This is a genomic window from Paraburkholderia phenazinium (assembly GCF_900142845.1).
Lineage (GTDB): Bacteria > Pseudomonadota > Gammaproteobacteria > Burkholderiales > Burkholderiaceae > Paraburkholderia > Paraburkholderia phenazinium_A.
Genome location: NZ_FSRU01000002.1, coordinates 2,955,399 through 2,967,688, shown reverse-complemented (window position 1 = coordinate 2,967,688; position 12,290 = coordinate 2,955,399). Strand labels below are relative to the sequence as shown.

General features: G+C 63.3%; 14 protein-coding genes and 1 tRNA gene. 9 read left to right on the top strand and 6 right to left on the bottom strand.

Annotated features, from left to right (window positions below; genetic code table 11):
• Positions 1-250: 250 nt before the first annotated feature.
• Positions 251-1,468: a cation diffusion facilitator family transporter gene (locus BUS12_RS30325; protein ID WP_074301033.1), complete on the top strand. Its 1,218-nt coding sequence runs from the start codon at positions 251-253 to the stop codon at positions 1,466-1,468.
• Between the two features lie 50 nt (positions 1,469-1,518).
• Here the strand turns inward: BUS12_RS30325 and BUS12_RS30320 are convergent, their stop codons facing one another.
• From BUS12_RS30320 to BUS12_RS30310, 3 genes are all read right to left on the bottom strand, one after another.
• Entirely contained in the window at positions 1,519-1,977 is a 459-nt protein-coding gene (locus BUS12_RS30320) for an Lrp/AsnC family transcriptional regulator (RefSeq protein WP_074263115.1), read from the bottom strand.
• Between the two features lie 88 nt (positions 1,978-2,065).
• Complete coding sequence (locus BUS12_RS30315; protein WP_074301032.1) at positions 2,066-2,695, bottom strand: 3'-5' exonuclease family protein; 630 nt, start codon at positions 2,693-2,695, stop codon at positions 2,066-2,068.
• On the bottom strand, positions 2,692-3,336 hold the full coding sequence (locus BUS12_RS30310) for an MBL fold metallo-hydrolase (protein WP_074301031.1): 645 nt from the start codon (positions 3,334-3,336) through the stop codon (positions 2,692-2,694). The genes BUS12_RS30315 and BUS12_RS30310 overlap by 4 nt, the downstream gene beginning before the upstream one ends.
• Positions 3,337-3,963: 627 nt before the next feature.
• Here BUS12_RS30310 and BUS12_RS30305 point away from each other — a divergent pair.
• Positions 3,964-4,566 (top strand): septal ring lytic transglycosylase RlpA family protein, encoded by a 603-nt coding sequence (locus BUS12_RS30305; protein ID WP_429308711.1) that lies wholly within the window; start codon positions 3,964-3,966, stop codon positions 4,564-4,566.
• Between the two features lie 110 nt (positions 4,567-4,676).
• Here BUS12_RS30305 and rsmI read toward each other — a convergent pair whose 3' ends face one another.
• On the bottom strand, positions 4,677-5,558 hold the full coding sequence (gene rsmI, locus BUS12_RS30300) for a 16S rRNA (cytidine(1402)-2'-O)-methyltransferase (RefSeq protein WP_074301029.1): 882 nt from the start codon (positions 5,556-5,558) through the stop codon (positions 4,677-4,679).
• On the opposite strand from rsmI, the gene BUS12_RS30295 reads away from it, so the two are divergent.
• The 5 genes from BUS12_RS30295 to BUS12_RS30275 all read left to right on the top strand — a co-directional run bounded on the left by BUS12_RS30295 (position 5,557) and on the right by BUS12_RS30275 (position 8,109).
• Positions 5,557-6,024, top strand: a complete 468-nt coding sequence (locus BUS12_RS30295) for a YraN family protein (protein ID WP_083640673.1) — start codon at positions 5,557-5,559, stop codon at positions 6,022-6,024. The genes rsmI and BUS12_RS30295 overlap by 2 nt on opposite strands.
• Before the next feature lie 181 nt (positions 6,025-6,205).
• The gene (locus BUS12_RS30290; protein ID WP_074301027.1) at positions 6,206-6,793 is read left to right on the top strand and encodes a phosphoheptose isomerase; all 588 of its coding nucleotides are present in this window, start codon (positions 6,206-6,208) and stop codon (positions 6,791-6,793) included.
• Between the two features lie 20 nt (positions 6,794-6,813).
• Complete coding sequence (locus BUS12_RS30285) at positions 6,814-7,605, top strand: BON domain-containing protein (RefSeq protein ID WP_074301026.1); 792 nt, start codon at positions 6,814-6,816, stop codon at positions 7,603-7,605.
• On the top strand, positions 7,602-7,970 hold the full coding sequence (locus BUS12_RS30280) for a c-type cytochrome (protein ID WP_083640672.1): 369 nt from the start codon (positions 7,602-7,604) through the stop codon (positions 7,968-7,970). Before BUS12_RS30285 ends, BUS12_RS30280 begins: the two co-directional genes overlap by 4 nt.
• Before the next feature lie 63 nt (positions 7,971-8,033).
• Positions 8,034-8,109 (top strand) — tRNA-Ala (locus BUS12_RS30275).
• A gap of 245 nt (positions 8,110-8,354) precedes the next feature.
• On the opposite strand, the gene BUS12_RS30270 is transcribed toward BUS12_RS30275, so the two are convergent.
• A complete protein-coding gene (locus BUS12_RS30270; RefSeq protein WP_074301025.1) occupies positions 8,355-9,167 on the bottom strand; it encodes a mechanosensitive ion channel family protein in 813 nt (270 codons plus the stop codon).
• Positions 9,168-9,471: 304 nt separating this feature from the next.
• Between BUS12_RS30270 and BUS12_RS30265 the strand changes: the two genes are divergently transcribed.
• Complete coding sequence (locus BUS12_RS30265) at positions 9,472-9,813, top strand: DUF190 domain-containing protein (protein WP_074301024.1); 342 nt, start codon at positions 9,472-9,474, stop codon at positions 9,811-9,813.
• 59 nt (positions 9,814-9,872) lie between these two features.
• Positions 9,873-10,262, top strand: coding sequence for a DUF190 domain-containing protein (locus BUS12_RS30260; protein WP_074301023.1), 390 nt, complete (start codon positions 9,873-9,875; stop codon positions 10,260-10,262).
• 34 nt (positions 10,263-10,296) lie between these two features.
• On the opposite strand, the gene BUS12_RS30255 is transcribed toward BUS12_RS30260, so the two are convergent.
• A complete protein-coding gene (locus BUS12_RS30255) occupies positions 10,297-12,222 on the bottom strand; it encodes a hypothetical protein (RefSeq protein ID WP_074301022.1) in 1,926 nt (641 codons plus the stop codon).
• Positions 12,223-12,290 lie beyond the last annotated feature (68 nt).

The following is a 12,290-nucleotide window of genomic DNA, read 5'->3' as shown; positions in this document are numbered from 1 at the left end:
CTTAAGTGCGCCGTCGGCCAGAGAACCGCGCAACCACCAGGTGCGCGGTTTTTTTGTTCCGGATAGCCGATCGCGCTATCTGCAGGACTCCATTCCCAATGCCTTGCGCAAATCCACCCTCTTAGAGTCGAAACACGAATGCTTCGTGTTTAGATAAGCATCTGATTTAAAAGAGAATTTTAGGGGTGTGGGTCGTTTTGTCATGAAGCGGCGGTTAGAATTCGGCCATTGAAAAATTCCGCGCGCTCGCATGCTTTCTACTCTCGCCGCCCAATCCGCCGAAAAACATCACGTCGCGCGTAAAAGCACTTTTGTCAGTATCGTGCTCAATACGGTGTTGATGATGCTGCAAATCGTCATCGGCGTGATTGCCCATTCGCAGGCGCTCGTCGCGGATGGCGTCCATTCGCTGGCCGATCTGGTCTCGGATATTGTCGTACTAATTGCCAATCGTCACAGCGGCGTCGAACCGGATGCCGATCACAATTATGGCCACAGCCGCTATGAGACGGTTGCCTCACTGTTTCTCGGTGCGCTGTTAATCGCGGTCGGCGTCGGCATGCTGTGGCGGGCCGGAACGCGTCTGGCCGATTTGCAGGATATTCCCGCAGTTCACCTCAGCGCACTCGTCGTGGCCCTGCTGGTACTCGTCTCAAAAGAAGGACTTTTCCGCTATATGCTGCGCGAAGCGCAACGCGTGCGCTCGGCCATGCTGATTGCCAACGCCTGGCATGCGCGGTCGGATGCCGCGTCGTCGCTGGTGGTGGCGCTTGGCATTCTCGGCAGTGTGGCCGGTGTCCGGCTGCTCGATCCGATTGCGGCGGCGATCGTGGGTTTCATGGTCGCGCGGATGGGCTGGACGTTCGGCTGGGATGCGCTACAGGATCTGTCCGACCGCGCGCTCGACGATGTCGCGGCGGCCGACGTGCGCAAGCTGCTGATGTCGACGCCCGGCGTGCGCGACGTGCACGAACTGCGCACGCGCAAAATGGGCGACCTCGCACTCGTCGACGCACACATCCTGGTCGATCCGCTGATCTCGGTATCGGAAGGGCACTACATTGCCGAGTCGGCGCGTTCACGCGTCCTGACGGACAACCGTGTACTGGATGCGCTGATCCACGTCGATCCGGAAAACGATACGCTGGCCCGGCCACCCGTCGACCTGCCGCCGCGCGAGCAGATCGTGGCGGAGATCGACACAGCGCTGGCCGAACAGGGCGAGCATGCTGCGGCGGTCAATCTGCACTACCTGAGCACGGGTCTCGACGTCGACGTGACGCTGCCCGCCAGCGCGTCCGGTGCCCGCGAAAGCGACGCACAGCGGCTGGCCCATCTGGATCTCGCGGGATTGAAGCGTCGGCTGGGTGCTCGGCATCTGAGCGTGCTGAGGGCAATGGAGCCGGACGCGCGCGTCGAAGAACAGGCCGCCGAGCCGGCAACGCCAGAGCGTCACGACCTCGTCTAGAAGCGGCGGCCCCCGACGATGCATTTGGGCCGGCCGCCATCGTCACACGCTTAAAGCGGCAGTTGCGTGTCGAACTTGATTTCGCGCAGGACGACGCTCGTGCGAACTTGCGCGACCGCCGGAATCTTGAAGATGCGTTCGTGCAGAAACGCGTCGTACGCCTTGATGTCCGGCGCGACGATCTTGAGGATGTAATCCGATTCGCCGGTGGTGCTGTAGCACTCGGTCACTTCGGGACAGGTGGCGATCTCGCGCTCGAACTGTTCGACCCCGCCTTCCGTGTGCCGTGTCAGATGGATGTGGGCGAGCGCGCAGACATGCAGACCGAGCTTTTCGCGATCCAGCAGTGCCGTATAGCGCTGGATCACCCCCGATTGCTCCATGTCCTTGATCCGCCGCCAGCACGGTGTGCTGGAGAGACCGACCTGGTCGGAGATCTCCTGTACCGACCGGCGAGCGTCGAGCTGCAACAGGCGCAGGATCTTTTGCGAGAACGTATCGAGTGTCAACTGCGCCTCCGTTGGCGTGCCATGGTCCTAATGGTAGAGGCCGCGAAAACGAAACGCAATGTAAAACGGCTCTGACGAGGGAGATTCCCTAATTTGCAGGTTTGACAGCGGCTTTTTGCCCTGAGCCGTCCCCATCTTTTGCGGCTGCTGCCGTGGCCGCCTGGGTGGCGCGCAGTTCGGCGAGCATGTTGCAGAAGAGGGCGCCCTGTTCGATCGCGTCGTCGAGCGCGACGTGGGTATGCGGGTGATCGTCGAACCAGCGCTGCGGCAGGCGCGGCTTGATGCACTTGCGATAAGGCAGGCCGGTCATCGCGAACGCGAGCGTCTTGATGTCGAGCGCGGACCACGAGAACGGACAACGGCCGGTGAAGCGCATCATGTACCAGAACATGAAGGTGAAATCGAAGCCCGCCGGCATGGCCACAAAGACCGGTTTGCCCGGCAGCGCTTCGACCCAGGTCACGTAGTCCGTCAGCGCCTTGGCCGGCTGCTGCAGGTCGCGGCGGCAGGCTGCCCACGCTTCGGGCTGGGTCTTCCACCACGCCTCCTGGACCGGGTGAGCGCTCGCGCCTTCCAGCACTTCAAGGTTCGCGGAGAACGTGCCGATGAGTTGCTTGTCTTCGGTGTACGCGGCCGAGGCGAAACTGAGCATGGAGTGCGGACCCGGAATCGGGCCGTCCGCTTCGACGTCGGTACTCACATAGATTTCGGTGCTCATGCACTCACTCCATCTGCGACATACGGGTTCGTGCGGCGCTCGGCGCCGAACGTCGAGGTCGGGCCGTGACCGGGGACGAAGGTGACATCGTCGCCGAGTGGCCACAGCTTGTCGCGGATCGAGCGGATCAGGTCGGCGTGGTTACCGCGCGGAAAATCCGTCCGGCCGATCGAGCCGGCGAACAGCACGTCGCCCACCAGCGCGAGCCGGTGGGCCCGGCTAAAGAAGATCACGTGGCCGGGCGTATGCCCTGGACAGTGATAGACCTCCAGCGTCTCATGGCCGAACTGGACCGTGTCGCCGTCCTGCAGCCAGCGGTCCGGCTCGAACGCTTGCGCCGCCGGAAAGCCGAAGCGCGTGCTCTGGTCGGGCAGCTTGTCGAGCCAGAAGCGTTCATCGGGATGCGGCCCGTCGATCGGCACGCCGTAGTGCGTGGCCAGGGTCTTCGCGCCGGCGCAGTGATCGATGTGGCCGTGCGTGAGGAAGATCTTTTCGACCGACACCTTCTGCCGCTCGACTTCACCCTGGATGATCTCGAGATCGCCGCCAGGATCGACGACGGCGGCGCGTCCCGTCGCCTCGCAAACGAGCAGCGAACAGTTCTGCTGGAACGGCGTGACAGGGATCAGAGTGACTTTCATGAGGACGGTAGGCCGCGGCAAAAACGTTGATTGTACCGGCGCGGCAGGGCCCTCGCCGACACGCCCAATGACGGCTTCGCCATGCCCATTTTTGCATCAATAGTGAAAATTCATCAAAGTTATCAGGCGCTTGCCATCCCAAAATTGTGTTTTGGGTATAATGGGCTCATGTGTACGGGAAACCGTGCTGCCACAGGACGATGCGTACCTATTAAAAATAGGGCGCCGATCGTCGTCAAGTAAGTGCCGTCGTTGTTGTAGTTGACGGCAAATCCAGCATCGGATGCGTCCGATGCGCACGTCTCGTCCAGCCAGGTGCCACGCGCCTGCAACGGCCTTCTGCCGTGACGCTGGGTGGGGCCTACGCCGCCGTTCCTGCGCGCTGTTGTCTAGGGCGCAAGAACGTGATTGCCACGTTCGATGGCGGCTTGTGGGGTCTGGTCAGGCTGCCGGGGACAGGTTGCGCCAGACGTGAAAATTAACCGTGCGGGAGCGGCAGAGTGTGCCGCGTGCGGGCTTCGGCGTACTGCGCTTTTCTGCGCGGCGCGTGGTCGTTCGCTTTCCGCCGGAGTCGCAGCAACACGCAGCTATCGCGTGATGCGGCTCGACATTGTGATTTTACGTCTTATGAAAACTCGGTCATCCCGAAGTATGGGGAGTCTTTTTGCCTTTTTTGTGCTCGCAGGGTGCGCCATGCCCCCGAACGCAGCCAACGAGGCAAGTAACCCGCCGCTCAGCACGAAGAGCGCGCAAGCAGGCGGCGCCGGTACGTTCGCGCCGCAGGCCTTCGGCACGCCGGCTGCATCGGCTTCCGCGGCAAGCGGTACGTCGCTTGCCGACGCCCAGCCACTCTCGGAAACAGGTCCTAATGTGGCCGGTTACCACGAAACCGGGCGCGCGTCCTGGTACGGCAGGTTCTTCCACGGCCGTCGCACGGCGAACGGCGAGCGCTACGACATGCACGCGCTCACCGCAGCGCACCGCACGCTGCCGCTCGGCTCTTACGTGAAGGTCACCAATCCGGCCAACGACAGTTCCGTGATCGTCCGGATCAACGACCGCGGCCCGTTCGCGCGCGGCCGGGTCATCGATCTCTCGCTGGCGGCCGCTACCGCGCTGCACATGCAGCGCGCCGGCACCGCGCGCGTGCAGATCGAAGGTTTGACACAGCAGCAGGCGAAGGCGGAACGCGCCGAGATGCTGGCGTCGAACAGCAACGACGTCAAATGATGTGCTGAAGGCCGCAAGGTGCGCGTGATGCGTACCTTGTCGCTCACGCTGAGGCGGGTTCGGCTTGTTGCCGTCCGCGCGCCTCTCCGAAGGGCCGCTCGCGCGGCCCTTTATTCTTCCGCGTCTTTTTTCAGCGCCAGGGCGCGCGCGTACAGCGCGTTGCGCGACGCTCCCGTGATGGCCGCCGCGACTTTCGCCGCGCTACTCACCGTCAATTCTTCCAGCAGGATGCCTAGCAACGCGTCGTGATCGTGTTCGCCGGCCGCTTCCTGCTGCGCGCCTTGCACGACCAGCACAAATTCGCCGCGCTGCCGGTTCGGATCGGCTGCCAGCCACGTTGGCCCTTCGGCCAGGGTGCATTGATGCAGCGCCTCATGTAACTTTGTCAGCTCACGGGCGACGAGCAGTTTGCGTGCGCCGCCGAATGCTTCGGCCAGCGCTTCGACCGTTTCCACGATGCGATGCGGCGCTTCGTAGAAGACCATTGCATGTGGATGCGTCGCGAGCGCTTGCAGGGTTGCCGCGCGTTGCTTCGCTTTGGGCGGCAAAAATCCGAGGAACGAGAAGGTCGCGACCCAATCGCCGGCGGCGGAGAGCGCCGTGGCGAGCGCGCTCGCGCCGGGCAGCGGAATCACCGGCAGGCCGGCTTCGCGCACGGCGTCGACGAGCTTCGCGCCGGGGTCCGAAATGCCGGGTGTGCCGGCATCGGAAACGTAAGCGACCCGCTCGCCCGCTTGCAGATGCTCGACGATGCGCAACGCCGCCGCGCGCTCGTTGTGCTGATGCACGGCGAGAAGCGGCTTCGAGATGCCGTAGCGGGCCAGCAGTTGACCGGTGTTGCGGGTGTCCTCGGCGGCGATGCGGTCCACCAGTCCGAGTACGTGCAGCGCGCGCAGCGTGATGTCCGCTACGTTGCCGATCGGCGTCGCCACCACATAGAGCGCGGCAGCAGGATATTGCTGCCCTTGCGCAAGTTCGGAGAGAGGGGTCATGAGGCAGAAGACGCAGACAGACAGAGCAAGGCCGACATTGTGCCACGCAGCGGCCGAGCGGCCGGGCCGTTCAACGCCACCTTCCGGTGCCCACAACTTTTCGGGACGGGGTGGGTCCAAAGACGTCGGAGCCGCTTTCGAAGCGCACGCACTGGTGTTTCTGCAGCGCCAGCGCTTGCGCCTGGTGGCGCGCAATGTGGCGTGCCGTGGCGGAGAAATCGATCTGGTGATGCGCGAGCGCGATGGCGCGCTGGTGTTCGTCGAAGTGCGAGCGAGGGCGCAACGACACTTTGGCGGCGCGGCCGCGAGCATTGGCTGGCAGAAGCGACAACGGCTGGTGCGCGCCGCGCGGCACTATCTGGCCACGCGCGTGAGTGTCGTGCCGGCGTGCCGTTTCGATGTGGTCGCGTTCGAAGCCGGGCGGCTGGTCTGGCTGCGCGACGCATTTCGCGCCGACGAAGTCTGAGCCGCCTCGCGGATAACGGGCTTGAGTGCGATAAACTTGCGCTCGCGTGCGGGTGACGCGGCGTCGAGTCATTCGCGGGGCCGCAGGCGCATGGGCGCCGCCCGCACTGTCAGTCAGAACAACATGTCTTCACAACAGGGCCGCGTGCAGCGGTCCATACGCGGTAAAAGATAGAGACTCGATGTCAGTCGAACGCATTCAACAGCACTTCCGCGACAGCGCGGCGGTCAAACTCGAAGCCCTGGAAACCTTGTCGATGCCGATCGCCGCTGCGATCGACACGATGTTTATGGCGCTTGCCAACGGCAACCGCATTCTTGCGTGCGGCAACGGAGGATCCGCTGCCGACGCACAACATTTCGCAGCCGAACTGATCGGCCGCTTCGAACGCGAACGGCCCGGCTTGCCCGCTATTGCGTTGAGTACCGACAGCTCCGTGCTCACCGCCATAGCCAACGACTACACATTCGAGCAGATCTTCTCGAAGCAGGTGTGGGCGCTCGGTCAGCCCGGCGACGTGTTGCTCGCCATCACGACCTCGGGTAACTCGGCGAACGTGCTGGCCGCCATCGAGGCCGCGCACGAGCGCGAAATGATCGTGGTGGCGTTGACGGGGAAAGGCGGCGGCAAGGCACACGAAGTATTGGCCGACACCGACATTTCGATCTGCGTACCATCGGACCGCACCGCGCGTGTTCAGGAAGTGCATTTGCTGACCATCCATTGTCTGTGCGACGGCATCGATGCCATGTTGCTGGGCGAAGACTGATTCCGAAGGAGAGCTAGTTGATGAGCGTATTTCGCGTCAAGACGACACTGGTGAGAACGACACTGGTGGTGGGGCTGGCGGCGGGTCTGTCCGCGACGCTGCAAGGGTGCTTTTTGCTGGTGGCCGGTGCGGCCGGTGGCGGCGCGTTGGTGGCGACCGACCGGCGCACGGTTGGCGCGCAGACCGAGGACCGTGAGATTCAGGTGAAGTCGCTCGCGCAGATCAGCCAGAATTTGCCGGATTCGGCGCACGTCAACGTGACGGTGTTCAACCGCCGCGTGTTGCTGACCGGCGAAGTGCCGGACGACGCGTCGAAGCAGAAGGCGGAGCAGATTGTGCGCAGCCTGAACAATGTCACTTCGATCGTCAACGAACTGGCCGTTCAGCCCGCAGCGGAGATTTCCTCGCGGGCTAACGACTCCTACCTTGAAACACGGGTGAAGACTGCGCTGATCGCTGAGAAGAATATTTCGGCGAACAACTTCAAGGTGGTGTGCGAGAACGGCTCGGTCTATCTGATGGGCCTCGTCACTCGCGATGAAGGCGCGCGCGGCGCCGACGTGGCGAGCCGCGTGCCGGGCGTCACGCAAGTGGTGAAGGTGTTCCAGTACATCCTGCCGGAAGACGCCGCTGCGGCGACTGCGGCAGCAGCAAGTGCACCGGCTGCGCCGCCGCCCCCGCCGACCACCGATGCGACGGTTGGCGCGGTGCCGGATGCATCGGTGAGCTCGCGTCCGCTCGATCAGCAGGCGCCGGCGCCGGTGACGAACTCGACCCAGGTGCATCCGGGCAACCCGCAGGTCAGCCAATGAAGTGGGGTGTTCATATTCAGCGTGGTTTTGGGCGGGGCTTGCTTCGCGTGAGTGCAGTTCTCGCACTGAGCGGTCTGGCCGCAACGGCGCACGCCGACGGCACGCCGCGCGGTCAGACGATCGCCAGCGCCAATGCGTGCATGGGTTGCCATGCGGTGGATCGCAAGCTCGTTGGGCCGTCGTTTCAGCAGATCGCGGCGAAGTACAAGGGCGACGCCCAGGCGCCGGCGAAGCTGGCGCTCAAGGTGAAGAACGGCGGCTCGGGTGTGTGGGGGGCGATTCCGATGCCCGCCCACCCGGCGATGAGCGATGCGGATATCCGCACGGTGGTGGATTGGGTGGTCGCGGGAGCGCCGTCGAAGTGACGTTTTGCAGCACTCGGGGGCTTGGCAAAAGCGAAAAACCTTGTGCTAGAATCATTTGTCGTTGGGGGGGTAGCTCAGCTGGGAGAGCGTCGCGTTCGCAATGCGAAGGTCGGGAGTTCGATCCTCCTCCTCTCCACCACGAAGCCATTTAGAAACACCGCACTACGTCTTCGGATGTCGTGCGGTGTTTTGCATTTGGGTGGCCGCTTTTCGCATGTTGCCGCTTGGAGCCGATCTGTGGCGAGAAGCGATTTGGCGAAGCGCTGGATATCGTCAACGTGCGGGGATGGTACACATAAAATAATCTGTGCAACAAAAAACCATATAACACAGGGCTATGATGTATTTTCGCTAGGTTACAAATCAACCACTTTTACGCCCCCCTCACCCCATCCCCACCGCACACCCCGCCTCCGCCAACGCCGCCTTCGCATGACCGCGCAAATCCTCAGTAGCAAGCGGCGCGTCCGGACTACGCACCCACGCCGCAATCCGCAACCGCGCACCGCCTGACTTCGAATAACTCGCCACCGTGACCACCGGCGCAAGCGTTGTCCCACTCAACACCCGCGGCTCGTCCGCCACCAGCTTCTTCAACTCACCGATCGCCGCATCTACATCCTTGCGCTGCGCCAGCTCCACATCCACTTCAATACGCTGTGTGCCGCCGGTACTGTAGTTGATGACCGGATTGCTCCAGATCTGGCTATTCGGCACGAACACGGCGTTACCGTCGCTGCGCTCGATGCGGGTGGTGAAGAGCCCCACCTCCCGCACGATGCCTGCGGCCGCACCGCTGCCTTCGATCACGTCGCCGGCGCGAAACGGCCGCAGCATCAGCAGCATGATGCCCGCCGCGATGTTCTGCAGCGTGCCCTGCAGCGCCAGCCCGATCGCGAGGCCGGCTGCGCCCAGCACGGCCAGCACGCTGGCGGTCGCGATGCCGACCTCGCTTAGCGCGGCGATAAACGCCACCACGCGCACCGCCCACGTGCCCATTGCCTTGAGCATGGGGCCGAGCGTGGGATCGGCATGCGTGTGCGCAAATGCCCTCGCGAACAGCGTGCCAATCCGGTTGGACAGCCACCAGCCCACGGCGAGAATCAGCGCGGCGGCAACCAGGTGGAGCACGTCGTACGCCACCGTCACCATCAGTGACGGTTGGACATGCAGGAGTCTTGTCAGCAGGTCGTTCATGGGGCGCTCTCGTTATTCTCGCGGGGGATATATTCCCTGACGTCCTTTGGGCGAATATGTTCCCGTGCAACGAAACGAACCCGCAAGAGAAGCACAAGCGTTCGTGTATTCATCGCATCCCGCGCATAAAATGCCGGTGTTTTATGGTCAGGACTACCGCAAGGTAAGCATTGCGCGTCATGTTGACCGGCTCGCCGCAGACGGTCAGGTTTTCTGATTGGCGCGCACAGCGCCGAACAATTTCCTATCCTTAAGATGACGGCCCGCGTGAGCGCGGACGCATCGCAAGGCGGCGGAGGCCCTTATGAAAGGCAGCCAGTTGACCGTGTTCGCGGACAATCAGAGTCATCGCAAGGGTCACAAGACGGTCGTCGAGTGGATTCTGGAGCAGACGACGCAGGCCGGCATCGAGGGCGCGACGGTGATTGAAGTGAGCGAGAGTATCGACGTACACGGCAAGTACCACGCAGCGCGTTTTTTCGAACTGGTCGATCAGCCGGTCGTGGTCACGGTGGCGTCGGATGATTCACGTATCGATGCGCTACTCGATCACCTGCGGCGCGGCGGCGTGCGGCTGTTCTATACGCGCTGCCCGGTCGAATACGACGTGCTGGGAGTGAGCGAAGCAGAGGGCGGCGGGGAGTGAGTTTCGGCGGGCTCGCGGGCCGCTGCCGGGCAGGCCGGCATGAGGCGGGGGAGGCAGCCATGAATGGCTATCAACTGACGTTCTACACAGAGAAAAACCGCAAGCATGGCCATCATACGGTGTGCGAATGGTTGCTGCTGCAGGTTCGTGCACTGGGCATCCACGGTGCGACCGTCATCAATTGTGCGGAAGGCATCGGCCATGCCGGTGCGCATCATGCTGCGCACATGCTCAAGCTCACCGATCAGCCGTTGCAGATCATCCTCGCCGTGACCGAAGAGGAGGCCGAACGGTTGCTCGAAATCGTGCGCGCCGAACGCGTGCACGTGTTCTATGTACGCTCGCCGGTCGAGTTCGGCATCATCGCCGACGACCCGCCCGACAAGCCGTCCCGACACGCTACGCTGTTTGGCCGCTCGTCGCGCCAGCCGCCGGACCCGCACGGCTGACGCGACCGCGAGCATCGCGCTATTGCGCTGTCGCTCAGTTCGCCACGTAGCCGGTCGGCGTCGTCACGTTCGCCTTGGCCACCGTTGCGTTATTCGACACCACGTACACCGGCGCTTCGGTCAGGTTGAGCGTCAGCGTGCCGTTGGTGTAGTTCATCGTCAGCGGATTGCCCATCATGTCGATGACCTTGACGGTGCCGCTCGTGCCAGGCGCATCGACGGCGAGGTTATAAGGCACGCTATACGTCGAGCTGAATCCCGTGCTCGCACTCCACACATTGTTGTTGTGGGTCCACAGCGCCGTGATCACCGCACCGTTGCCGAGCTGCTGGAACGCGTACGCATAGACACCGGAGGGCGTGCCGTTCATCGGCCCCAGCGTGTTGGTGCCGTCCAGAACGTGCGTCAGCGCGCTGACGGCCATCGCGGCCGGCTTCGGGCTGATGTCGGTCGCACCGTACGCGCCCTGTGCATCGGCGAGGTCGAAGAACGTACCGTAGCCGACTTCACCCGGGTAATCCGCACCGTAGAACACGTAGGTCTGATCCACCCCTTCGCCCAGCGTGATGATGTGGGTGCGGGCCACGACCGCGGCTTGCGCGAACAGCACGTTGGCACTCGGATAGTTCGGGCCGTACGAAGAGCCGAGGTCATAGCTGATACCCACCTCGGTCTGGAACAGTTTCATGCCGGGCTTGTAGTCCGTTGCCATTTCCGTGCGCAGCGCGCGAATCTGGCTCATCAACGAGTTGGCGACGTTGGCCGGGTTCGGATCGGTCTCAAGGCGCTCGGGCGGATGCGAAGGTGAGGTGCCCGCGTCGTAGTAGCCGTGCGTCGCAATACCGTCGATATAGTTGCCGAAGCCGAGCGACGCGATACGCTTCAGGCGCGTGGTCGTCAGCGCCGGGAAGGCGTCGGTCGGCCCCATCACCACCGCATGCGGGTCGGTCGAGTGGATGCCTTGATACACCGACTGATACAGGGCGACGAAGTTGGCGTCCGTGTCGACCCAGAACTGGTTCGGCTCCCACGTCACCTGGTAGTAGTTGTTCGCCTGGTTCGGGAAATACGTAGTGCGAATCGTATTGGATTCCGTCCCCACCCGGCTCATGTAGTTCTGGTAATACGAGAGGCTCGACGGCGGGTTGGTGTCGTCCTCGAATGCACCGGTCGGGCTCGCCCAGGCGGGAATGCCGTCCAGACGGATCAGGCGCATCACCTTGCCCGAGGTATAGAACGGGTCGAGGTTGTTTGCCGCGGGGTTGAAGGTGTTCGCAGCATTCGGTTCCATCGTCGACATCTGACGGTTGTCGATCGTCGACGCAATGCCGAGGTCGGCCAGCAAGGGGCCGTTGTCGTTTTCACCCTGCATGCCGAAGCGATGTTCTTCCTGATGCGCATACGTCACCGCGGGCACGACGCTGGACAGATTCGGCACCACGCCGAACGAGGCGATGCCGGTGGGACGCGTGCCGTCCGACGGCAACTGGCCGCCGTTGGCCGCCAGCGTCGCGGAGGCCGCGAAATAGCCGGCGAGCGTCGAGGTGCAACTGAGCGTGGTGGTGACGGGGCCGTTCGCGACCGGAAAGCTGCCGCTCGCCGCGACGTTGCCGAGCTGGTCGCTGACCGCCCAGTTGACCTTGTCGGCGGTGGGCGCATTGGTCACGAACGCAAGCTGGAACGTGCTGCCCGAGGCAAACATGCGGGTGGCGTCGGCGCTTGGCGTGTCGGCGGAAATCAGCGGGCTGCCGGCGGCGGCGCTCGAGGTAGTGGGGGACTGGCAGGACATCAGTTCGCCGGCATTGGCGTTGGCCGTCAGCGTGGCGCTGCTGCCGTTGGTGGAGCCGCTGGTGCCGTTGTTGGCGGTCGTGCCGCTGGAGCCGCTGCCGGATCCGCCACCGCCGCCGCAACCGGCTAGCGCCAATACCAATGAAGAAAGCAATAACGGTTGGAGTTTCATCTGTGGGGCGCAAAAGTAAAAATACCGGTCCTGCGACGTCTTGCATCGGGTGCGTCGCCGCGCGAACT

Excerpts from the sequence above, each read along its gene's own strand:
- rsmI (WP_074301029.1), bottom strand. The coding sequence starts at position 5,558 with ATGACCCCTCTCTCCGAACTTGCGCAAGGGCAGCAATATCCTGCTGCC.
- BUS12_RS30305 (WP_429308711.1), top strand. The coding sequence starts at position 3,964 with ATGAAAACTCGGTCATCCCGAAGTATGGGGAGTCTTTTTGCCTTTTTT.
- BUS12_RS30295 (WP_083640673.1), top strand. The coding sequence starts at position 5,557 with ATGAGGCAGAAGACGCAGACAGACAGAGCAAGGCCGACATTGTGCCAC.
- BUS12_RS30290 (WP_074301027.1), top strand. The coding sequence starts at position 6,206 with ATGTCAGTCGAACGCATTCAACAGCACTTCCGCGACAGCGCGGCGGTC.
- BUS12_RS30265 (WP_074301024.1), top strand. The coding sequence starts at position 9,472 with ATGAAAGGCAGCCAGTTGACCGTGTTCGCGGACAATCAGAGTCATCGC.
- BUS12_RS30255 (WP_074301022.1), bottom strand. The coding sequence starts at position 12,222 with ATGAAACTCCAACCGTTATTGCTTTCTTCATTGGTATTGGCGCTAGCC.
- BUS12_RS30310 (WP_074301031.1), bottom strand. The coding sequence starts at position 3,336 with ATGAAAGTCACTCTGATCCCTGTCACGCCGTTCCAGCAGAACTGTTCG.
- BUS12_RS30315 (WP_074301032.1), bottom strand. The coding sequence starts at position 2,695 with ATGAGCACCGAAATCTATGTGAGTACCGACGTCGAAGCGGACGGCCCG.
- BUS12_RS30260 (WP_074301023.1), top strand. The coding sequence starts at position 9,873 with ATGAATGGCTATCAACTGACGTTCTACACAGAGAAAAACCGCAAGCAT.
- BUS12_RS30280 (WP_083640672.1), top strand. The coding sequence starts at position 7,602 with ATGAAGTGGGGTGTTCATATTCAGCGTGGTTTTGGGCGGGGCTTGCTT.
- BUS12_RS30270 (WP_074301025.1), bottom strand. The coding sequence starts at position 9,167 with ATGAACGACCTGCTGACAAGACTCCTGCATGTCCAACCGTCACTGATG.
- BUS12_RS30325 (WP_074301033.1), top strand. The coding sequence starts at position 251 with ATGCTTTCTACTCTCGCCGCCCAATCCGCCGAAAAACATCACGTCGCG.
- BUS12_RS30285 (WP_074301026.1), top strand. The coding sequence starts at position 6,814 with ATGAGCGTATTTCGCGTCAAGACGACACTGGTGAGAACGACACTGGTG.